The sequence below is a fragment of the Kribbella speibonae genome, assembly GCF_004331375.1.
Taxonomy (GTDB): domain Bacteria; phylum Actinomycetota; class Actinomycetes; order Propionibacteriales; family Kribbellaceae; genus Kribbella; species Kribbella sindirgiensis.
On the sequence record NZ_SJKC01000001.1, the window covers coordinates 990,100 to 1,010,792 of the forward strand.

General features: G+C 69.2%; 16 protein-coding genes and 1 riboswitch. Of the genes, 8 read left to right on the top strand and 8 right to left on the bottom strand.

Features of this window, described 5'->3' with window-relative positions; translation table 11 throughout:
• Window positions 1–156 precede the first annotated feature (156 nt).
• Window positions 157–384 (top strand): hypothetical protein, encoded by a 228-nt coding sequence (locus E0H92_RS05040; protein WP_131464982.1) that lies wholly within the window; start codon window positions 157–159, stop codon window positions 382–384.
• Window positions 385–388: 4 nt separating this feature from the next.
• Here E0H92_RS05040 and E0H92_RS05045 read toward each other — a convergent pair whose 3' ends face one another.
• The gene (locus E0H92_RS05045) at window positions 389–1,804 is read right to left on the bottom strand and encodes an alpha/beta fold hydrolase (RefSeq protein ID WP_131495528.1); all 1,416 of its coding nucleotides are present in this window, start codon (window positions 1,802–1,804) and stop codon (window positions 389–391) included.
• Between the two features lie 96 nt (window positions 1,805–1,900).
• Between E0H92_RS05045 and E0H92_RS05050 the strand changes: the two genes are divergently transcribed.
• The 3 genes from E0H92_RS05050 (at window position 1,901) to E0H92_RS05060 (ending at window position 4,677) form a co-directional block, all read left to right on the top strand.
• Entirely contained in the window at window positions 1,901–2,254 is a 354-nt protein-coding gene (locus tag E0H92_RS05050) for a DUF3817 domain-containing protein (RefSeq protein WP_131464986.1), read from the top strand.
• Window positions 2,252–2,344, top strand: a riboswitch (glycine riboswitch). Its footprint overlaps the gene before it by 3 nt.
• Window positions 2,345–2,423: 79 nt before the next feature.
• Window positions 2,424–3,797 (top strand): L-serine ammonia-lyase, encoded by a 1,374-nt coding sequence (locus tag E0H92_RS05055; protein ID WP_131495529.1) that lies wholly within the window; start codon window positions 2,424–2,426, stop codon window positions 3,795–3,797.
• Window positions 3,798–3,846: 49 nt separating this feature from the next.
• Window positions 3,847–4,677, top strand: coding sequence for a helix-turn-helix transcriptional regulator (locus E0H92_RS05060; protein ID WP_131495530.1), 831 nt, complete (start codon window positions 3,847–3,849; stop codon window positions 4,675–4,677).
• Here the strand turns inward: E0H92_RS05060 and E0H92_RS05065 are convergent.
• Window positions 4,670–5,350 carry an alpha/beta fold hydrolase gene (locus E0H92_RS05065; RefSeq protein ID WP_131495531.1) on the bottom strand — a complete coding sequence of 227 codons (681 nt, stop codon included), beginning with the start codon at window positions 5,348–5,350 and terminating at the stop codon, window positions 4,670–4,672. The two genes, E0H92_RS05060 and E0H92_RS05065, sit on opposite strands and share 8 nt — an antisense overlap.
• 178 nt (window positions 5,351–5,528) lie before the next feature.
• On the opposite strand from E0H92_RS05065, the gene E0H92_RS05070 reads away from it, so the two are divergent.
• Window positions 5,529–6,176 (top strand): hypothetical protein, encoded by a 648-nt coding sequence (locus E0H92_RS05070; RefSeq protein WP_131495532.1) that lies wholly within the window; start codon window positions 5,529–5,531, stop codon window positions 6,174–6,176.
• 342 nt (window positions 6,177–6,518) lie between these two features.
• Window positions 6,519–6,740 (top strand): ribbon-helix-helix domain-containing protein, encoded by a 222-nt coding sequence (locus E0H92_RS05075; RefSeq protein WP_131464995.1) that lies wholly within the window; start codon window positions 6,519–6,521, stop codon window positions 6,738–6,740.
• Between the two features lie 16 nt (window positions 6,741–6,756).
• Here the strand turns inward: E0H92_RS05075 and E0H92_RS05080 are convergent, their stop codons facing one another.
• Together E0H92_RS05080 and lysX are read right to left on the bottom strand one after the other, a co-directional pair.
• Window positions 6,757–7,674, bottom strand: coding sequence for a hypothetical protein (locus tag E0H92_RS05080; RefSeq protein ID WP_131495533.1), 918 nt, complete (start codon window positions 7,672–7,674; stop codon window positions 6,757–6,759).
• A gap of 51 nt (window positions 7,675–7,725) precedes the next feature.
• Window positions 7,726–11,082 (bottom strand): bifunctional lysylphosphatidylglycerol synthetase/lysine--tRNA ligase LysX, encoded by a 3,357-nt coding sequence (gene lysX / locus E0H92_RS05085; protein WP_131464999.1) that lies wholly within the window; start codon window positions 11,080–11,082, stop codon window positions 7,726–7,728.
• A 109-nt stretch (window positions 11,083–11,191) separates the two neighbouring features.
• On the opposite strand from lysX, the gene E0H92_RS05090 reads away from it, so the two are divergent.
• Entirely contained in the window at window positions 11,192–11,866 is a 675-nt protein-coding gene (locus tag E0H92_RS05090; RefSeq protein WP_131465001.1) for a DUF998 domain-containing protein, read from the top strand.
• Complete coding sequence (locus E0H92_RS05095) at window positions 11,863–12,612, top strand: alpha/beta fold hydrolase (protein ID WP_131495534.1); 750 nt, start codon at window positions 11,863–11,865, stop codon at window positions 12,610–12,612. The genes E0H92_RS05090 and E0H92_RS05095 overlap by 4 nt, the downstream gene beginning before the upstream one ends.
• A 351-nt stretch (window positions 12,613–12,963) precedes the next feature.
• Here the strand turns inward: E0H92_RS05095 and E0H92_RS05100 are convergent, their stop codons facing one another.
• The 4 genes from E0H92_RS05100 to E0H92_RS05115 form a co-directional block, all read right to left on the bottom strand.
• On the bottom strand, window positions 12,964–14,193 hold the full coding sequence (locus E0H92_RS05100) for an ROK family transcriptional regulator (protein WP_238150683.1): 1,230 nt from the start codon (window positions 14,191–14,193) through the stop codon (window positions 12,964–12,966).
• Between the two features lie 164 nt (window positions 14,194–14,357).
• A complete protein-coding gene (locus E0H92_RS05105) occupies window positions 14,358–17,282 on the bottom strand; it encodes an ATP-binding protein (protein WP_131465005.1) in 2,925 nt (974 codons plus the stop codon).
• A gap of 113 nt (window positions 17,283–17,395) precedes the next feature.
• Complete coding sequence (locus E0H92_RS05110; RefSeq protein ID WP_131465007.1) at window positions 17,396–17,608, bottom strand: hypothetical protein; 213 nt, start codon at window positions 17,606–17,608, stop codon at window positions 17,396–17,398.
• 13 nt (window positions 17,609–17,621) lie between these two features.
• The gene (locus E0H92_RS05115) at window positions 17,622–20,591 is read right to left on the bottom strand and encodes a type 2 lanthipeptide synthetase LanM family protein (RefSeq protein ID WP_131495535.1); all 2,970 of its coding nucleotides are present in this window, start codon (window positions 20,589–20,591) and stop codon (window positions 17,622–17,624) included.
• Between the last annotated feature and the right edge of the window lie 102 nt (window positions 20,592–20,693).

Sequence of the window (20,693 nt, forward strand, 5' to 3'; positions counted from 1 at the left end):
ACGTTCGCCGCCGCCCCACGATGAACAGGGCGGGGGGAGGGTCGACTCGGCCCGGCGCGTGGCAAGTGGGGGGCCGCGTATCACGCGCCCGGCCGAGTCGGCCTCGAACTGGGGCCAGGGGGGACCCAGGATCCCTGGGCACGGGGAGTAGTCAGCATGAACCTACGAGTGCGAGTCATGAACTGCGGCAGCCGGCACTGGTACGCCGACATCGACGACGCCGACGATCCGCAACCGGACGACCCGTTCTGGTACGTCGACAACTGCCGGACCCAGGCACAGGCGCTGGAGAGCGCCTGCACCGAGCTCCGGCTGATGGCGGGCCGACTGGTCCGCGGTGATCACCTCGACCGCGTTCTCGAAGTGACCGGCGTACCGGTCTGACCCGTCACCCGGTGGGCTGTACGGCGGCGCAGCTGCTGCCGCGCTCCGGTACGTCCCGCGCGATCAGGTAGTTGTCGATCGTGCTCTCCATGCACGGGCTCTTCGAGTAGCTCCCGTGCCCCCACCCCTCGTACGTCAGCAGTACGCCGTACCGCCCGAGCTGACGCTCTACGCTCTGGGCCCACGCGTACCCGGTGGCAGGGTCGTGGATCGCGTTGGCGAGCAGTACCGGCGTCTTGAGACCACGGACCTTCAGGACGTGCTGCGGGTTGTTCGCGGGCGGTGAGCCGAGACAGATGGACACAGCCATCAGCTGACCCGGGTAGCGCAGGTCCTGGTTGTTCCGTGCGAGCCGCTGGAGGTGTCCGGCGTAGTCGCGGTAGCTGCGGACCGGCAGGTTCCAGTCCTGACAGAACACCGCGAGCGGGTACGGCGCGACGCCCGTCTGCACGGGCTTCGGGGGCGTGACACCTGCCTTCAGCATCTCGGCCAGCGCAGACCACTGTGGTCCGTAGAGCGCCCGGAACACGGCGAAGCTCAGTGTGAACGGGTCAGGCGACTTCGCGAGCAGATCCGCCCAGAGCGCGTGGATGTCGCGACCGTGCAGCGCACAGGTCGTTGTGGCGTCGCACCACTTCACGAACTCGTCGAACGAGTCCTGTGCCGCGGCCGCCTGGTCATCGAGGAAGTCACCAGTACTCGACGAGCTGTGGTCACTCACGCTCTCCAGCACCATCGCGCGGACCCGGTGCGGGTACGTCTCCGCGTACTGCGCGCCGAGCACGGTCCCGTACGAGCTGCCGTGGAAAGAGATCGTGGACTCACCGAGCGCTCGCCGTACGGCGTCGACGTCGCGGACGGTCTGCCAGGTGTCGATGTGGTCGTACAGCGCCCCGGTGTGCTCGCGGCAGTCCGTCGCGAGCTGCCGGTTGTAGGTGATCGTGGAGGTGAACTCCGCGGCGCTCTTGATGATCGGCGACGGCTGCTTGTTCAGCAGGTCGGCCGAGCAGCGCACCGGGTTGCTGCGCGCCACTCCGCGCGGGTCGAAGCTGACGATGTCGAAGCGGTTCTGCAGGTCGGTGCTGAACCGGTCGATGCCAGTCTTGATCCGATCGACTCCCGAGTCCCCGGGCCCGCCTGGCCCGAACACCAGGACGCCGACCCGTTCGCCCGGCACCTTCGCCGGACGGCGGGCGATCGCCAGCTCGAACGTGGCGCCGCCAGGATCACGCCAGTCGACCGGCAACCGGAGCGTCGCGCACTGCGAGCCGCGGACCTCGGCGGGGTCGTCCTTGCCCTCGGGCTTGCAGTCGGTCCATTGCACCCGGGTCGTGGTGGCAGCTGCGGGGAGAGTTGTCAGCCCGGCGGCGGCGACGCCGAGCAGTACGGCGCCGGTGACGGCGCGCTGGGTGAACGTCATGCCGCCGATCCTTCGGCAATCGCTTGCTACCGGCATCAGGGAGCCGCCCTCGTGCGACCCCGAACGCGGCTTGGGGGGCTTGTTAGGGTCGCGTTGATGAGTACCAAACATGCGGTGTGGTTCCGGGCGGTGGCGATCGCCGAGGCGGTCTCGTGGACCGGATTGCTGATCGGGATGCTGTTCAAGTACGTGCTGTCCGACAACGAGATCGGGGTGAAGATCTTCGGCCCGATCCACGGCGGCATCTTCATCGCGTACGTGGTCACCGTGCTGGCGGTGCGCGGGCCGTTGCGGTGGTCGTGGCCGGTCACGTTGGCCGCCCTGGCGGCCAGCATTCCCCCGCTGTTCACCTGGTTCTTCGAGATCTGGGCGGTCCGTACCGGCCGGATTGACGTCGGTGGTGAGACCGCCGTACCGTCCCAGACGTCAGTCAATTCAACAGCCGCATGAACCCGTGCGGGAGAGACCCGGACACGATCCGGGCGCCGTAGGAGCAACTCTCCCCAAGAATCTCTCAGGCACCTTCACCGCGCGGGCGAGGCACCTCTGGAAGGCATCCGCCTGACAGAGCGGGGAGGACACCAAACGGTCAACGGCGACCGGAAGGAACCTCCACACGATGGCGATCAGCGTCTTCGACCTGTTCAGTATCGGGATCGGCCCGTCGAGCTCCCACACCGTGGGACCGATGCGTGCGGCCCGCACCTTCGCGCGCGGTCTCGCCGACGACGGCCTGCTGGCCGCGACGACGACCGTCCAGGCCCAGCTCTTCGGCTCCCTCGGCGCCACCGGGCACGGGCACGGCAGTAACAAGGCCGTCCTGCTCGGCCTCGAGGGCGCCGACCCGGAGACGGTCGCCACGCACTCGGTCGACGCCCGCGTCGAGACGATCCGCGAACGCGGCCGGATCCTGCTGGCGGGGACCCACGAGATCGGGTTCGACGAGAACACCGACCTGCTCATGCACCGCCGCAAGGCGCTCCCGTACCACCCGAACGGGATGATCTTCGTCGCCCGCGACGCCGCCGGCGCGGTCCTGCGGGAGCGCACCTACTACTCGGTCGGCGGCGGATTCGTCGTCGACGAGACCGCCGCCGCGGGTGACCGGATCGTGCCGGACACGACCCCGCTGAAGTACCCGTTCACCACCGGCGCGGAGCTGCTCGACCGGTGCCGCGAGTCGCAGCTCTCGATCAGCGAGGTGATGCTCGCGAACGAGCTCGCCTGGCGGACCGAGGACGAGGTCAAGGACGGTCTGCTGCACATCTGGCAGGTGATGCAGGACTGCGTCCGCGAGGGTTGCGAGACCGAGGGCATCCTGCCCGGCGGGCTCAAGGTGCCGCGGCGCGCCCACGCCCTGCACAAGAAGCTCAGCCAGGATCCGTGGTCGGTCGATCCGCTCAAGGTGATGGACTGGGTGAACCTGTTCGCGCTCGCGGTCAACGAGCAGAACGCGTCCGGCGGCCGGATCGTCACCGCCCCGACGAACGGTGCCGCCGGCATCATTCCCGCCGTCCTGCACTACTACCGGCGCTTCGTGCCCGGGGCGACCGACGACGGCGCGGTCCGGTTCCTGCTGGCCGCCGGGGCGATCGGCGTGCTCTACAAGGAGAACGCGTCGATCTCCGGCGCCGAGGTCGGCTGCCAGGGCGAGGTCGGCTCCGCCTGCTCGATGGCCGCTGCCGGCCTCTGCGAGGTGCTCGGCGGTACGCCGGAACAGGTCGAGAACGCCGCCGAGATCGCGATGGAGCACAACCTCGGCCTGACCTGCGACCCGGTCGGCGGGCTGGTGCAGATCCCGTGCATCGAGCGGAACGCGATGGCGTCGGTGAAGGCGATCAACGCGACCCGGATGGCGATGCACGGCGACGGCGTCCACGTGGTCACCCTCGACAAGGTCATCAAGACCATGCGCGAGACCGGCGCCGACATGAAGATCAAGTACAAGGAGACGTCCCGCGGCGGCCTCGCCGTCAACGTCATCGAATGCTAGTAACAGCAGTACCAGGCTGAACTACCCACCGCCCGGGATACTGAGGGACATGGGCGAGCTCGGCAGGACGTTGCACGCGTGGCGTGACCGGGTGACGCCTGCGGAGGTCGGCCTGCCGCCCGGCGGGAAGCGGCGGGCGCCGGGCCTGCGGCGCGAGGAGCTGGCGCACCTCGCCGGGCTGTCGGTCGACTACATCGTCCGGCTGGAACAGGGCCGGTCGGACTCGCCGTCGGCCCAGGTCCTGACCGCGCTGGCTCGTGCGCTCCGGTTGTCCGATGCCGAGCGCAACCATCTGTTCGTGCTCGCCGGCGAGGTGCAGCCGTCGCCCGGGCGGATGTCGGCGTACCTCCCGCCCGGTGTGCAGCGGATCGTCGACCAGCTGGCGGGCGCGCCGCTGTGCGTCACCGACGCCGCCTGGACGGTGATCACCTGGAACCCGCTGTTCGCGGCGCTGATCGGCGACCCGTCGCCGTGGCAGGGGCGGTGGCGGAACATCATCTACCGGCACTTCGTGGACCCGGGCGACCGCGTCGTCATGACGCCGGAGCAGCAGCAGAACTTCCGGGCCGCGATGGTCACCGACCTGCGCGCGTCCCTCGCCCGGTACCCCCGCGACCCGGACCTCCGGGCGTTGATCGAGGAACTCCGTGCCGGGTACGACGACTTCGCGCGACTGTGGGACCAGCCCGTCGTCGGCTTCCACCAGAGCGAGCAGAAGACCATCCGGCATCCGGAAGTGGGCACCTTCACCATCGACTGCGACGTGCTCGCGATCCCGGGCAGCGACCTGCGCATGGTCGTCTACACCGCCGCCCCGAACACCGAAGCCGCCGAGAAGCTCCGGCTCCTGTCGGTGATCGGGCTGCAGGCGCTCACCTGATCAGGACCGCAACCGCCAACGGGTCCTCGACCTGGGCGTTGTGCCCGAGGCCGGGCAGCGTAACGACCTGGTGATGCACGGCGTGCAGTTCGGCGTCGCTGTTCATCGGGTCCCGCTCACCGCGCGCGAGCACCACATCGGCCTGACTCGCCCCGATCAGCGCGGGCAGGTCCGGCGCGCCGACGCCGAAGGTCGCGGGGTCCAAGGCGAGGCGCCACCGGCCGTCCTGCTCACACAGCCCGTGGTCGACGACAGGGCTGGCCGGGTCCACGAGTCCCTGGAGGCCGGAAACCTTGAGGAATCTCGCCGCTGCATCGTCGCGGGTGTCGAACCAGACGACCGGTTTCTGGGCCAGCGCGTTCGCTCGACCCAGGTCGTCCGCGGTCCAGCTCACCTTCACTCCGAGCGCGACGACGCGGTTCACGATGACGTCGTACCGTCCGCTTGCCAGTTCGAGGGCCACCACGCCGCCCAGCGAGTGGCCGATCAAGTCCACGTCGCGGCGTACCGGGAGATCTGCTGCGACCGCCGCGGCGAGGGCGGCAAAGGTGTACGACGGGAGCGGGGCGGCTGTGCCGTGGCCCGCGAGGTCGGGAGCGTGGTTGGTCTGCGGCCAGGAGGACCAGACGCGGCCGTTGGCTCCGAGACCGTGCAGCAGTACCAGATTCGCCATGAGAGCAGGTTGGCAGAGGAACGGCGATGCTGTGGGCGGATCGGCGCGTTGTCAGCTAACGCACCGCATTCCTACGAATGCGTAAATGGTTCAGAATTACTAGACCATCACGTTCTGGCGTGGAACTTCTTCCAAGGGCTGTTTGAAACGACTCATCACCCGATACCCTGCGGGACTTGTGAATCCCATCTCTGCCAAGGCTTCCCGCCGCCCGCCCTGGCAGAACCCGCGGCGTCGCCGCCAGGCTGCCGCCGGTGCCGGCATCCTGTTGCTCGGCTATGTCGTGCTGTTCTTCGTGGCCCTACTCGGCGGCCCGCGGATCGGCGCCGGGTTCCTGCCGCTGCCGGGCGGCGGCCCGAAGCCGGCCGCGCCGATCGCCGGCCCGCAGCCCGGCGAGCCGACCCAGAACGTCGCCGTACTCCCGCCGCGCACTTCCCCCACGCCGGCCGCCACACCCGGCGCGCTCCCCACCGCCGTACCGACCCCGTTGCCGACAGCAACCACGCCGAGCGAGACACAGGCCCCGGTCGGCACCACGAGTACGCCGTACCCGACGCTCGTCCCGGGCACCCCGACGCCGCAGATCGTCGAGACCACCAACCCGACCATCCCGGTCGCCACCAAGCGCCCTCCCACGGTGCCGACCGCGCCGCCCACAGACCCGACCACCACGCCAACGACGCGCCCAACCACGTCAACCACCCCCACCGCACCGCCACCCACCAGCACCACCCCGAGCCCGCCGCCCACCACTCCCACCACCCCTGATGACCCCGGAGGCCTAGGCGGCATCCTCGGAGCCCTCCTGGACAAACTCGGCCTCTAGTGTGGAGCTGCGGGGAGACAGGTTGTGGTGGGCTGAGACCTGGTAATCAGGTCCCCAGCGCTCGGACGGTGCCCTCACCCTCGACAACCGGCCGGTTGTGCTCAGTCGTGGGTCGTGGTTGGCCGCGGAGACGCAACTCGACAGTACGTATACGTCTACTACCCGCGTCCGCAGACCTGGCGGGCGGGTGGGTTGGTGGTCAGTGGACGTATATGTACTGTCGACCTGCACGATCGCGAACCGCGACCACCCGAGCTACCCGACGCCGCCTGTTGTTTGGTGTCACCGCTGGCCACTGGCTGCTGGCATCTGGATCGCACGGATGTGTGTCACGCTTGGTGCATGTCGATGAAGCGCACAAGCGTGTACGCCGATCCGGAGGATCTGGTGCTGATCAAAGACGCTTCTCGACGACGCGGGATTCCGCAGGCCGAAATCATCCGTGAAGGCATTCGCCTGGCCGCAATGGCGAACCGGGTCTGGGACGAGCCGCTCGACTGGCCGGTCTTCGAGGGCACCGCCGAGGCCGTGGCGCAGGATGAGGTTCGCCCTGACGATCTCTGAGGTCCGACTCAGGACACTAGTAGGCCTCGACCTCGGTGGTGTCGGCGTTGCCGCCTGGGCGGGGTTGCAGGTTGACCTGCCAGGCCTGGTTCTTGCCGAAGGTCTGGTCGAACTTCTTGAACGAGCAGCCCGACCGGAACCTGCGGTGCTCCGCGTCCCAGTCCGCGCCGCTCTTGAAGTAGAGGCGATACGCGCCGCCGATCCGGTTCACGGTCGCGGACTCGGTCGCCCGGAGATACACCATCACCTGGGGAGTCCCCGGCGGCTTCCCGTCGCTGACGATCGAGATCGCGACGTCCTTCGTCGTCCCGTTGGTGATCTTTAGCCGCCCCATCCCCTCCGGGTCACGCCGTACCAGGACGTCGCCGTTGTCGGGCCGCACCTGCGCCGGCGCGGGCCCCGGGTCGGGAAGCGTCCGGCCGAACGTCAGCTTGAGCCGCTGCAGCTGCGCGAGCGCGGCACCGAGGTCGGCACGCAGTTGCCGTTGCACCTGCTGCGAGGTGTACGCCGTACCGCCGCAGCGCGCGTCCTCCTCGGTCTTCTCCACCGAACCCGTCAGCCGCGTCGCCGCCACCCCGATGCGTTCCTGCAGCAGCGGGTGTACGGCGGTCAGCCGGGACGTCACCGTCAGCGCGGACAACCGGACCGCGACCGTGTTGAGCGACTCCGCGAGCGTGCTCACCGCCTCGCTCAGACCCTCGGGCGTCCGGACCCGGGTCAGCGCCCGCGCCGGCCCGGCCAGCACCTGGTCGATCCGGGTCAGCTCGGCCTGATAAGCCGTCGAACCCAACGGACCCGCGGCCGGCACCGATGACGCCGGCGCCGGCGCGGAGCTGCTCGACGACGTCGCGACAGGACTCGGCGCGGGTTCCGGTTCCCCACCGCAACCCGCCACCAGACCCACCCCGGCACAGAGCGCAACCCAGCACTTCATCCCCACCCCACACCCCCAGGTCCCCAACCCGTGAGGGTCAAGGGTAAAGCATCAATCCCGTGGTGCGGGACGGACGAACGGGAACGCCAGCGTGCTGCGGATGTTCTGGCCGGTGAGCATCATCATGACCCGGTCGACGCCGATGCCCAGGCCGCCGGTCGGAGGCATCGCGTACTCGAGTGCCGACAGGAAGTCCTCGTCCAGCGACATCGCCTCGGGGTCGCCGGCGGCGGCCTTCAGGGACTGCTCGGTGAGGCGCCGGCGCTGCTCGACCGGGTCGACGAGCTCGGAGTACGCCGTACCGATCTCCGCCCCGAACGCGACCAGGTCCCAGCGCTCGGCGAGCCGTGGATTCGTGCGGTGGTTGCGGGTCAGCGGCGACGTCTCGAGGGGGAAGTCGGTGTAGAACGTCGGCAGCGTGGTGTTCGGCTCGACGAGTTCGTCGTACAGCTCCAGGACGAGTTCGCCGGCCGACATCTCGAAGGTCGTGTGGACGCCGTGCTCCGCGCACAACGCCCGCAGCTCGTCCGCGGGGGTCTCCGAGTCGATCGCCGTACCGGCGGCCGCGCCGACCGCGTCGTGGACGGTGACGACCGGCCACTCGCCCGAGATGTCGATCTCCTCGCCGTCCCGGCGTACGACGGGCTTGCCGTAGACCGCGGTGGCGGCCTCGATCAGCAGTTCGCGGGTGAGTTCGCGCATCACGTGGTAGTCGGCGTACGGCTGGTAGGCCTCGACCGAGGTGAACTCCGGGTTGTGGGTCGCGTCGGCGCCCTCGTTGCGGAAGTTCCGGTTCAGCTCGAAGACCTTGCCCATCCCGCCGACGCTCAGCCGCTTCAGGTACAGCTCCGGCGCGATCCGCAGGAACAGCTCGGTGTCGTAGGCGTTGATGTGCGTGACGAACGGCCGCGCGTTCGCGCCGCCGTGCACCGCCTGCAGCATCGGCGTCTCGACCTCGATGAACCCGCGCGTCTCGAAACCGTTGCGCAGGGCCCGTACCGCGGCGCTGCGTTGCTGCATCATCCGCAGCGAGTCCGGGTTCATCACGAGGTCGAGGTGCCGCTGCCGGACGCGCGCCTCGGGGTCGGTGAACCCCTTCCGCTTGTCGGGCAGCGGGTGCAGGCACTTGGCCGCCATCACCCAGGACGTCGCGGCGATCGACAACTCACCCCGACGGCTCGTGACCACCTCGCCGGTGACGCTCACGTGGTCGCCGATGTCGACGAGTCGTTGCCATCGGTCCAGCGGTACGTCGCCGCAGGACTCGGCGGTCAGCATCACCTGCAGCTGCGTGAGCCCGTCCTGCAACTGCGCGAACGCGAGGCCGCCGTGGCTCCGCATCCGCAGCACCCGGCCGGTCACGGAAACCGTGTGCCCGGTGCGATGGTCCGGCGGCAGGTTCGGGTACAGCTCGCGGACGCGTTCCAGGGTTTCCGTCCGCGGCACCTCGACCGGGTACGGATCGATGCCTGCGGCAACGAGTTCGGCGAGCTTGGTACGCCGGATCTGTTCCTGCTCGGTGAGTTTCCGGGTCGGCAACGCCGGCCGCAGCAACTCCACTTCCTGTTCCTGTACGGCGGTTGCGAACGCGCGACCGTCCGCGGCCATGATCGCGTGCCGCTCCGCCGTCTCGACACTGTCGACACGGGTCCACGGCCGCGGCGCCGGCAGGAAGCCTTCCGCCGTACCGGCCGCCAGCACCACCTGCGCGAGCGACGCACCACGCGAGTAGCACATCAGACGCGGCGACCAGCGCGGCAGGTACTTCTCGTTCGACTGGTACAGACTCTCCAGTTGCCAGAAGCGCGATCCCGCGGTCAGCAACGCGTTCGTGAGGCGCAGTACCGGTCCCGCACCGACCCGCTCGGCGTCGCTGAAGATCTCCCGGAACATCGCGAAGTTCAGCGAGATCCGGTGCACCCCGAGATCGCCGCAGGCGTCGATCAGCGAGGTCACCATGAACTCCATCAACCCGTTCACGGACTCCGGATCGCGCCGCATCAGGTCCAGCGACACACCCCGGACACCCCAAGGGGCGAACGACAGCAGCCCGCGGACCACACCGTCGGCGTCCCGCGCGATCACCATCACGCAGCGCGCGTCGGCCGGATCGCCGAGCCGCCCGAGCGCCATCGAGAACCCGCGCTCGGTCCGGGCCCCGCGCCACTTCTCCGCGAGATGGACGTACTGCGCCAACGTGTCCGGTGACAGGTCTCCGTGCCGGACGACCTCGGCGTGGTACCCGGCCCGCTGGACCCGCGTCACGGCCTGACGCACCGGGCGCATCGTGCGGCCCTCGAGGGTGAAGTCCGCGACGTCGATGATCGCCTCGTCGCCCATGGACAGCGCGCGGAGGCCGGCATCGACGTACGCCTGGGCCGCCTCTTCGCTGGCCGACAGGACGGCCGGGGACCACCCGTACCGGCGGGCTTCTTCGAGCCAGCGCTGGATCGCGGCCGGCCAGGCGACCGGATCGCCGAGCGGATCACCACTGGCCAGGCTGACGCCGTTCACCACCCGGTACGCGATGGCGGCGTCGTTGCCCGGCGCGAACACGACCGCCTTGTCCCGGCGGGTGGCGAAGTACCCGAGGGAGTCCCGTTCACCGTGCAGCAGGAGCAGGCGCCGTACCTCGAGTTCTTCGGGCTGGGTGAGGTACCGGACCCGCTGGACCGAGCGGAGGAAGATCCAGAACGCCAGCACCAGCGAGGCCGCCGAGATCGCGCCGACGGTCAGGCCGATCCAGCCGTGGCCCTCGTGACCGCCCATCTTGCTGCGCGACTGGCCGAGCGCGGCGATCACGGCCCAGCCGATCTTCTGCCGCTGCCCGCTGAGCGTGCGCGGGAAGATCTGGGTCAGGGTGATGCTGACCGCGATCGAGATCAGCATGCCGAACACCAGCGCGCCGATCGCGAGCCGTCGGCTACCGGGCGCGAGCCGGGCCGGGAAGGCGCCGCGGATCTTCCACAGCAGCACGACGATCGCGGCCACCACGATCGCCTGGACGATGCCCCACTCCAGGTCCGCGACGGTGGCCGGCCCGAAGTCGCGGAGCAGGTCCGCGTCGGTCGGATTGGCCAGCCGGACGCTCGTGAACGCGATCCCGGCGACCTGCGCGAGGAACCAGAGCGCTTCGAAGACCCACAGCACCCAGAGCAGTGCGGCTCGCTTACCACGCAGCAAAGCGCTGCCGACCACCGCGAGGTAGACGGCGGAGAAGACTGTGTGCCCGGCCGGGATGCCGACGAAGTCGAACGCGAAGTCGACGTGCCTGACGAACCTCGGAGCCGCGACATGCAGCGGGATGGCGAGGAACGACCACACCGAGGCGAGCACGACGACGCGGCCGACCCAGACCGCGGCCCGGTGCTGCCACACCGGGATCACTGCTGCTTGTTCCGACCGCACCAGCCGATCATCCCACTAGTTCGCTGCGACTTCGGTCGACCTAGCACTACCTCGACAGTACAGCTGACGCCACAGTCAATACTTTGGTTGACATGGGAGGGTCTTGTGTATGGCCGCCGTCCCTTACCGCCTCATCCGCAACCTCATGATTGCCGCAGGCGTGCTCTACTGCAGCCTGCTGCTCGAGGTGGCAGCCGGCTTCCCGCTGGACGTCCACAGCTCCTTTCTGAGTGAGTTGGGGGCGCGGGACCAGTCCACGAGTCTCTACGCGCGGGGGATGGACCTGGCCACGGGCGTGTTGCTGCTGGTCGCCGTACTGCTGGCCAGGCCGGCAGCGCGAGCGCAGCGGGAGCTGACCGGGTTGCTGATCAGTACGGCGGTGTTCGGGCTCGGGACGTTGTTCGACTCGTTTTCGCCGATGGACTGCGCGCCGTCGGCCAGTGCGGCGTGCCGAGCGGCTGAGGCGAACGGCCAGGTCGGGGTGGCCCTGGTGCTCCATGAGGTGACGTCGACCCTCGCAGGTCTCGGCAGCATCGCCATGGGCGTCTTCGCGGTCCTGGTACTCCGCAAGAACGGCTGGGGCGGTCCGTGGGGCAAGGCAGTCGCCGTACTGGCCGGAGCGGTCGCAGTGACGCAAACGTGGCTCGGTCTCCAGACCGGAAGTGACGTCCTCACCGGCAACGAACTGGACGCCCCGGGCATCCTGCAGCGCGTCTCGGTCGCGCTCGTCTGCTTAATGCTGGGGACAGTGTTACCAGCTCTGAGGCACGCTTTATCTCGATGACCGTGACGTGGATCGTGGTGCCTGGGCTGGCTGAGACTCCGGAGGAGTTCAGCCGGCTTGTCGAGTTGCTCCCGGGTGAGGACCTTCGCGTCATCGACCCGTGGCGTACGCCGATCGCGTCGGACGTCGACGCGCTGCGGGCGGCTGCCGGGGTGCGGCCCGATGCGGAGATCGGGTTGATCGGGCATTCGATCGGTGGACTCGCGGCGCTGCGCTGGGCGCTGACGCGGCCGCTCGAGGTGACTCGGCTGGTGCTGGTCGACAGCAGCCTCACGTCGGAGACGGGATGGCGTGCGTTCTATCCCGGGACGCGTGGCGACCGGGCGGTTCGCGCGGTAGCACGGTTCCTCGGGCGGGTCGGCGTACCGCAGCTGCTCGGTCCTGCGCTCCGACGGTTGATCGTGCGGCTCGGCAGCACGTCGAACCACGACCTGTTGTCGAAAGCAACAGCCAAGGCCCGGTACGGCGAGGCCACCTCATGGCTCCTGTTCTGGGACGAGCTCGCGAGCAGCTGGGAGCTGGCCGTTGAGGTAGCCAAACTGACCGCCGGCCCGGTCAGCACGATCGCCCCAACAACCCTCCTGGTAGCAACCGGCGGCACCTCCCGCCCCACCGCCAAATCCTGGCTAGCAGGCCAACAACGCCTAGCCACCACCCTCGGCGGCACAGTCGAGGTCCTCCCCAACTCCGCCCACCTGGTCCACCTAGACCGCCCCGACGCCATCGCCACCGCCGTCCGCCGCTAAACCCTTTCGCACAGTGCCGGGAGTGGCTTACGCTTGTTCTACTGAAACGGTCGTGGCAGTGATTTTCTGTAGTGGGTGGGCACAATGAGTTATCGGTGGAAGTGGTTTCTCGACGATGTCGGGGCGCACTGGCGACGGATTCATCGGCTGTACCTCAGCCGCGCGTACAGCTGGGGTGCCTGGTGATCGTCATTATCTGCTCGGTGTGTGATCGGCGCGTGTTGCTGCCGATGAGCATGGTGACGGGGCTGGACCGCCGGGTTGATCTGGCGGGACAGGTGCTCTACGAGCTCACCTACACCTGCTGGTGTGGTGCGCCCGGTGTGAAGGTCGTGAAGGGACCTGTGGTGGCTAGGTAGTGCTGGTCATCGCCGGTGTGGGCAGCTTGCGTTGCCAGACCTCGTCTAGGGCCATGCGCATCGCACCGGTCACCACCGCGTCCTCAGCCAGGGCAGAGAGCTCCAGCTTCGGGTGGTTGAGCGTGAGCAGGCGCAACTGGTCCGAGATCGCGTCCAGCAGTACGGCGCCGGCGCGGGCGACACCGCCACCGATCACCACCGCGGTCGGATCCAGCACGAGCACGGACGGAGCCAGTGCGCGCGCGAACGTCCGGGCGACCTGCTGTACGACGGCCTGCGCCACCGGGTCACGCTCCGCCGCAGCCGCGAAGACGTCCGCGGTGTCCAGCTGCTCTCCACCCAGCTCGGCGAGCCGCGACTTCGGGTTGTCCAAGGCCGCCTGACGACCCAGCGCCGCGATCGCCTCCGAACCAACCGCCCGCTCCAAGGGGCCGCGGCTGTCCTCCGGGTTGATCACGTCGTCCGTGTCGGTGGCGATGAAGCCGATCTCACCGGCCGCGCCGGTGCCACGGTGCAACCGGCCGTCGATGACGATGCCCGCACCGAGTCGCTCACCCCACTGCACCGCCAGCAGCGTCCCAGTACCGCCACGCGCGGCGGCGATCGCCAGCGCGGCGAGGTTGGCGTCGTTGTCCAGCATGACCGGGCAGTCGAGCAGACCGCGGACGTGCTTGATCAGGTCGATCGCCGACCAGCCCGGCACACTCGGGACCAGCTGGACCCGGCCGGTGTGTTCGTCGACGATGCCAGGGCTCGCGGCGACCACAGCGGCGATGTCCTCGGCCGGCACCTCGGCCTCAGCCAGCGCCTCGTTGATGACCTCACCGATGACGCCGAGCAGCTCCTGAGCGGTCCAGCCGGGTCCGGAGCGACGTACCAGCGACAGCTTGCGGCCGGCCAGGTCGGAGACGCCGACGGTGACCCGGTGCGGGCCGACGTCGAGTCCGAGCACCGGCGCCGCACGCCCACGCAGTGAGACGCGGATCGCCGGGCGGCCGAGTGAGCGGTCCGCGGAGTCGGGGCCGTGCTGCTGCAGCCAGCCGGCGTCGAGCAGCTCGTCGACGGCCTGCGCGACCGTCGGCCTGGCCAGGCCGGTGCGTTCGACCAGCTCGGCGACGCGCAACGGTGCGGGCGCGGAGCGGCGTACCGCGTCCAGGACCGCGGCCACGTTGATCCGCCGCAGCATCGTCGTACCGCCGCCGCCGACCGTTCCCTTGCTCATGTCCGACCCCTTGCTTGCCACCCGCACAGTATAGATAGCGAGCGTTCGTAAATACTGTCCATTGACCGCACCGATTGGCGGATACCGGTGCGTGAGTCGACAACTATCACTCCGGAGGTCCCGGATTCTCCAGTACACGCATCTCTGCCCGGAATCGGGCCGGTTTAGTCCTGAAGCACCGTCCGGGCGAAACTGCTCAACGCCTCCCGGTCAGGTTGCTGCGTCTTCGTCATCAGGCTGGCCACATGCTTCTCGACGGTTCGCGGCGAGATGTGCAGCCGGGACGCGATCGACTTGTTCCCGATCCGGTCCACGAGCAGCAGACAGACCTCGTACTCGCGGGTGGTGACCCCGAGCTGCCGCAGGTGCGCCGGAACCTGTTCGGATCCACTGCGGCGCTGCTGCACCGTCGCACCGAGCTGCCGCATCAGACTGCGACACGCACTCGCCACCGCCTGGATGTCGGCATTGTGGAAGTAGTCCTCTGCCTGCCGCAGCCACGCCACCGGTTCACCCCACCCGTTGGCATGGGCGGGCTCAGCGACCAGCCGCAGACCGAGGTGGTGCGCCATCGGGTACAGAGAGGCGGTCTCCATCGCTTCCAGCATCTTGGCGTTCGCCTCCTCGGCTCGGCCGTCCCTCCCTAGCAGTACGGCGTGCGCCAACTGGACGAACTGTTTGTTCCACCGCATGCCACTGGCAGCAGTCGCAGTGACCACCTCGAAGTGCGCCCAGCCGTTCCGCCCGGACAGCACGCCGAGCAGCAATGCCAGACCGTTCTTCCCGGACAGATGGAAGGTAGTCGGGTTCTGAGCGTCGTACGCGAGCGCCTGCGCGAGCTCGGAGTCCGCCAGTTCGCGATTCTCCTCCAGCAACGCACAGAATGTCCGGGCCAGGCCGAAGGAGTACGGCAGTTCGTACGAGGCTCGCTCGCCGCCCCAGTTCGCGACCTCGGCCAGCGTCGCCTCCATCGCGGCCCGGCGACCCTGGTGTGCCTCGAGGATCGCCTTCGTAGCCAGGAAGAACGTCGCCGACTGGCCCAGCCGCAGGCGTCGGGTGACCTCAACACACTCGTCGATGATTCCAGCGGCCCGGGCGTACTCGGACCTCAGGATCAGCTGCTGGCCGAGGATGCCGTCCACGTCGTACACCAGCGTGATGGCGCCGATGCGAAGCGCCTGCTGCCGGGACCGCTCCACCTCGACGATGCTGCCGTCGGCGAGGTGGACGCTAACCGCCTGGAGGACGTGTGAGACGACGCGCTGCAGGGTCATTCCGTGGACCTCCGCGATCTGCTGGGCCCGATGGAAGTAGTCGATCGACCGGTCGAGGTCGTGCTCGCGGGCCAGAATTCCCAGCAGCTGCAGGGCTTCGCAGGCTACCTCGGGCAGGTCGGCGCGTTCGGCGGCCGCAGCAGCGCGGGTGGCGAGCTCGGCGGTGGTCTTCAGTCGGCCGGGGCTGGTCCGGGCGAACTCGAGGTTGGCGGCGACCACGTCGATCGGCGCGAGGTCGGCGTCGCCGGCGTCGCTGCCGAGCAGCGACCGGGCGGTTCCGACATGCTCGAGCGCAGCCGCCCAGCGGCCGGCGACCATCTCCACGTTCGCGAGCTGGACGTGCAGCGCGGCGACCTTGCGGCTGTCGAGATTGCGGTCGGCCAGTTCGTCGACGGTCGCGGCGTGGACGGCCAACTGCTCGAAGCCTCCGGTCGCGCTGAGCGCGCGCAGCAGGACGCCGAGCACCTCGGCCCGGTGGCCGATGTCGGGATCGTCGGCCAGCAAGGTGTTCGCGCGGTCCAGCAGGTTGGCCGCCGATCCGGTCGAGCCGTCGTCGAACGACCGCCGTCCGGCGAGCGCGAACAAGCGGCCGGCGCGGACCGTGTCGCCACCGGTCTCGGCGAGTTCGGCGACCATCGGGCACCACTCGCCCGGCAGACCGGGATGCAGTTCCTCGACCGCGTCGGCGCAGCGACTGGCCACGGCCGACAGCTCGGTCGGCGTCAGGCCGGCGAGCAGCGATTCGGCGGTCAGCGGATGCCGGAACGCATACCAGTCCGGGGCGGGCTCGTCCGGACCGACCAGCTGGGCGGCGACACCGGCCCGGAGCGTCGCCAGTAGCAACCGTTCGTCCGTTCCGGTGGCCTCGCGGACGACGCTCAGTGGGAAGCGGTGCCCGATCACGGCGGCCAGCACCAATATGTCCCGCGACTGCTGCCCGAGCTGCGCGGTACGGCTGCTGATGCTGCGCACCACCGCGGGCGGAACGTTCGTGTGCAGGTCGTCGACCACCTGCACGCTGCCGTCCGGCCCGGACACCAGCTGTCCGCTGCGGTTCGCCTCCTGTAGCAGTTCCTCGACGATGAAGGGGATTCCGGCGCTGTCACCCCACAGTTGGTCGGCCAGTTGCTCCGGCACGCTGTCGACCGGAACCTCCAGGCAACCGGCGGCGAGCTCAGCGACCTCGCGCCGCTGCAGCGGTTGCAGCTCGTCCAGTTCGGCAGTGCCGCGCTGCGCCGACAGTTGTGCCAGCTCGTACGCCGCGCAAGTCTCGGACCGCAACGTCGCCACGAGTGCGATCGGTTGGTCCTCCAGGTTGTCGAGCAGGTACTCGATCACAGCCAGCGTCTCCGGGTCGGAGCCGTGCAGGTCCTCGAGCACCAGTAGACAGCCGCGATCCCGACCCACCAAAGCAAGCAGCCGCAGTACTGCCTCTCCGAGTACGACCGGTGACGCAGCGGTATCGTGCGCGGTGCCGTCGTCCCAGTCCGGCACCAGTCGGCCGAGCACGTGCCGGTACGGCCCAAGCCCTTCAGTGGTCGGCATTTCGCCGCGCCGGATCAACGAGAGTAGCGCCTCGGTGAACGGGCGGAAGGCAACCATCGTGCCGATCGCCCCGACCCGTCCACGCAGCATCGCCATGCCGGTGTCGAGAGCCTGGGTGGTGGCTGTCGCGGCCAGCCGGCTCTTGCCGATTCCGGGCTCGCCGACCAGGAAGATCGCACCACCGTGACCGCCGCGGGCTCCGGCCAGCAGGCGGTGAAGGCTCTCGATCTGCCGGTCTCTGCCGACCACGGTAGGCGAACGGGTCTGCATGGTTGCCAACTGTAACGGTGATGGTTGTCAGCGCAGGAAGTCGACCGGTGGCCGGCCGCTCCAGGCGAGCGGCCGGCTACCGGGTCAAACATTCGCTGGTGTCCGCAGGTGGGTTAGTGCGTCGTCCAGGCCATCTCGGTGAGCGGTCCGGCGACGGCAACTGCCATCGTGCTCATGCCGACAACCCCGACGAGGGCCATTGCCCGGGCGCCGACCTTGTGCCGCTTCGGCAAGGTGATCGGGCCGAGCGGGTCGGTGTGGTCCGGCGCCGTGTTCTGCTCGGCGGCCGGAGTTTCGTGCTGAACATCGTGGTGCTGGGCGGTCATGCTGTTCCCCTTGTCACACAGTGGGCTCCGGTGCTGTGCCACACCGCGACCCGGCGGTTGGTTCGAGCAACAGCACGGACGGAACCCGTTCGGGGAAAGCCAGTCGAAGCACTCCGTACCCGATTCCAGCCAGACCGGTCAGCAGGCCTGGAGACGGTACGGCTCGGGGCGTCCCGCAGAGCGGTCCGTACTGCTCTACTGCCGCGAGCACCAGCCCGGCACGACGTCGTCGTGCCGCCTCTGTGGCTGGGTACTCACGTGCGGCGAGCCACAAGAGCGACTCCACCGCGCCGAGCTCGCCGTGGCACAGACTGAGATCGGCGAGCACCGGACGTTCTGTCGCGGCCTTCAGATAGGTGGTGAGGTCCGCGGGTACTCCTGCCGCCGCCCGGGCCAGGACGGTGCCGGCGTCACCCGAGCACCATCCGTGGCCACCCGGTTCGTCCCGGCGGTCAAGATCGGCGGCCGCTCGGGCGGCGTCGACGTACCTGTCGCCAGGTACGCCGAAGTGCCCGAGCGACCACGCGATGCCCTGGTAGCCACGAGCGAAGCCGTGGTCCGCTGCTACTCGGCCACGGAGCCCGCTCTCGACTGTGGCTACCAGGAGGTCTGCATACCGCTCGGCCAGTCGGCCGGCGGCCGGAAGGCCTGCTATTGCTTGCATCGCGGCCAGTCCACCCGCCGCGCCTTCGGCGTACGACGGGAAGTCGGTGGGGTCCAGTGCGACCTGCTCGCTGAGCTCCAGGGACGCGGCCAGCCAGGTGGTGAGGTCACTGTCGCCGAGGAGCGCCGAGAGCAGGTTGAGGCCGTAGCTGATGCCGCCGAGCCCGTGGAACCCGGGGCCGATCAGCTGAGCGGACTCCAGGTCACCCGAGAGGGCTTCGAGCAGTTGCGGGATCGGGCGGATCGCATCGCGGGCCAGCTCGCAGTACTTGTCGGCTCCAGTCAGTACGCCGACCTGCGCGAGGAAGAGCGCCGTACCGGTGTAGCCGTTGGACAGGCCGGCGCCCATCGGGCGGACTGCCCAGTGGTGGTCGTCCAGCAGTTCGAGGCCGAGCCAGTTGGCGGCACCGTCGCTCTCGCTGATCACCTGCGCGACGATCTCGTCGGCGATGCCGGCGGCCGCCGCGAGCAGCCGGTCCGGATCTGCTTCCTCCGTGCCCACATGCGGCCGGTTGGTCGTGCTGACGTGCTTGATCGGCTCCGGGCGGGTAGCAAGCGATGCGGAGATCAGCCAGGCCTGCCGGTGCTCGTCGATGTCATCGAGGGCGGTGATCTTCGCCTCCACCGCGGCCAGTCCGGTCGTGGCCAGCACGTCGGCGACCCGGATGCCGTCGGACGACAACACGTCGCGGCTGTCCGGGCGAGCGGTGAACAGCGGTACGTCGCCCGCCCACAGATCGGCCAGCTCGAACGGGACGATCGCCTGCAGTGACTCGTCCGCGTCCCACAGCAGGTCGAGCAGGTGACTCCGGCCGGCCGCGTCCCGCAGCGCGTCCGGATGTGTCGACTCGTCCAGCAGGCTGGTGTACAGGCTGGTACTGCGAGGCACGAACCGCATCTCGTCGGCAGCACAGGCCGCCAGCAACCCGTCCGGCCCGAGGAACTCGTCACGGTGCCGGGCAATCGCCTCATACGCGGCCCGGAATCCCGTGAGCATCGCGATCTCGTGGTCTCGCGGTTCCATCAGCTGTCCGTCGAGCACCGGACGGTTGGCGGCGCTCTGGGTCTGTCCGGGGCGTCGCACCAGGTGCATCGAGTCGAGGCCGGCGTCGGCCCAGTCGACAATGCTCGCGGGGGTCATCGAGCCGGCGTCCCCGCCCAGCCCGGACAGGTCCGCGACACCGTTCTCACCGGACACGAGCAGCGGCAGCAGCGCCGTGCGGTACACCGATTCGAGGAGCGTGCGGTGCGCCGGGTCGAGGGTCAGGGCGGACAACGGCACCGGGCTGGGGTGGAACAACGTCTCGACGTCCACCAGGACCGGCTGGTCGCCGGCGGCGATCAGGTTCTCGCAGTGCATGTCCGTGCCGTCGAGCACGTACAGCAACGCGAGCAGCGCGCCCTGTCGCTGGTAGAAACGCCGTACCCCGGCCAGCTCGGTACAAGGCTCGTGGACGACGTACTCGAGCCAGCCGTAGCCGTCGCGAGGGAGCAGCCGGACTGTGCGGATGCCCAGCGACGCCTTGGTGTTCAGCCAGTCCACGAAGGTGTTGAAGTGCCGGTGCAGCTCGAGCGGCCGGGGCTTGTAGACCACCCGTCGGCCGTCCGCGAAGGTGAGGATGGCGGTGCAGCGTCCGCCCCGGTGCGGATCGCCGCTGGGCTCGATCGCGGTCAGCGCACCAGGGTCCTGGCCGTCCAGCAGTCCGGTGACGACAGACTCGCGGTCCTCGGCGAGCCGTGCCAGTAGCTCGAGGTGTCCCTCGACGCTCTGTCGGCACGACTCGCCCAGGACCCGGGCCAGCACCGGGTAGGCGGCCAGGAACTCCGCCAGCTCGCTCCCTCCGACGAGCCGGTGCGTGAAGTCCAGGAAGCGCGCGGCCGGGGTGTCGCCGGCCAGCTCGCCGCGGTCCCGGGCTCGGGCGAGCTCCAGGACCAGCGTGCGAGCGGCCAACGACACCAACCGGAGGCCGAGTCGTTGCAGGAACTCCTCGGTGACGGCTCCGGTTCGACCGGCCGCGGCCAGATCCTGGCGAGCCGAGTCCAGCAACGGCTCCAGGCAACGCATGAGCGCCTGCCGCCAGTCCGTGCCGGACCCATCCGTTGCCCTGGCCGCCCCACCTGAAGTGTGGCCGCCGGTGACACCGGTCCCTGCAGGGTCTCGACCGGCGGCAGGCGCGCTCGGTGGGAGAGAGATGCTGCGTTCTACGTACTCCGCCCAGGCCGGCGCGGACCGGGTAAGGGCGTGGATCAGCTCGTGCTGCCGCAGGCCCGCGGACCACCAGATATCTGGCTGGCCGGTGCGGATCGCGGAGTTGAGCACGCGCTCAGGCTGCCACCGCCCCCTGGGTGCGGGCATGGGTAGTCCGCCCCCATATTTCCTCCGCAATCAGTGCCTGTCGTGGCGTGACGACCTAGGGGTGAC

Coding starts and splice junctions, on each gene's coding strand:
- E0H92_RS05080 (WP_131495533.1), bottom strand. CDS start 7,674: ATGAAGTGCTGGGTTGCGCTCTGTGCCGGGGTGGGTCTGGTGGCGGGT.
- E0H92_RS05050 (WP_131464986.1), top strand. CDS start 1,901: ATGAGTACCAAACATGCGGTGTGGTTCCGGGCGGTGGCGATCGCCGAG.
- E0H92_RS05065 (WP_131495531.1), bottom strand. CDS start 5,350: ATGGCGAATCTGGTACTGCTGCACGGTCTCGGAGCCAACGGCCGCGTC.
- E0H92_RS05060 (WP_131495530.1), top strand. CDS start 3,847: ATGGGCGAGCTCGGCAGGACGTTGCACGCGTGGCGTGACCGGGTGACG.
- E0H92_RS05075 (WP_131464995.1), top strand. CDS start 6,519: ATGTCGATGAAGCGCACAAGCGTGTACGCCGATCCGGAGGATCTGGTG.
- E0H92_RS05090 (WP_131465001.1), top strand. CDS start 11,192: ATGGCCGCCGTCCCTTACCGCCTCATCCGCAACCTCATGATTGCCGCA.
- E0H92_RS05110 (WP_131465007.1), bottom strand. CDS start 17,608: ATGACCGCCCAGCACCACGATGTTCAGCACGAAACTCCGGCCGCCGAG.
- E0H92_RS05040 (WP_131464982.1), top strand. CDS start 157: ATGAACCTACGAGTGCGAGTCATGAACTGCGGCAGCCGGCACTGGTAC.
- E0H92_RS05100 (WP_238150683.1), bottom strand. CDS start 14,193: ATGAGCAAGGGAACGGTCGGCGGCGGCGGTACGACGATGCTGCGGCGG.
- E0H92_RS05045 (WP_131495528.1), bottom strand. CDS start 1,804: ATGACGTTCACCCAGCGCGCCGTCACCGGCGCCGTACTGCTCGGCGTC.
- E0H92_RS05105 (WP_131465005.1), bottom strand. CDS start 17,282: ATGCAGACCCGTTCGCCTACCGTGGTCGGCAGAGACCGGCAGATCGAG.
- E0H92_RS05095 (WP_131495534.1), top strand. CDS start 11,863: ATGACCGTGACGTGGATCGTGGTGCCTGGGCTGGCTGAGACTCCGGAG.
- E0H92_RS05055 (WP_131495529.1), top strand. CDS start 2,424: ATGGCGATCAGCGTCTTCGACCTGTTCAGTATCGGGATCGGCCCGTCG.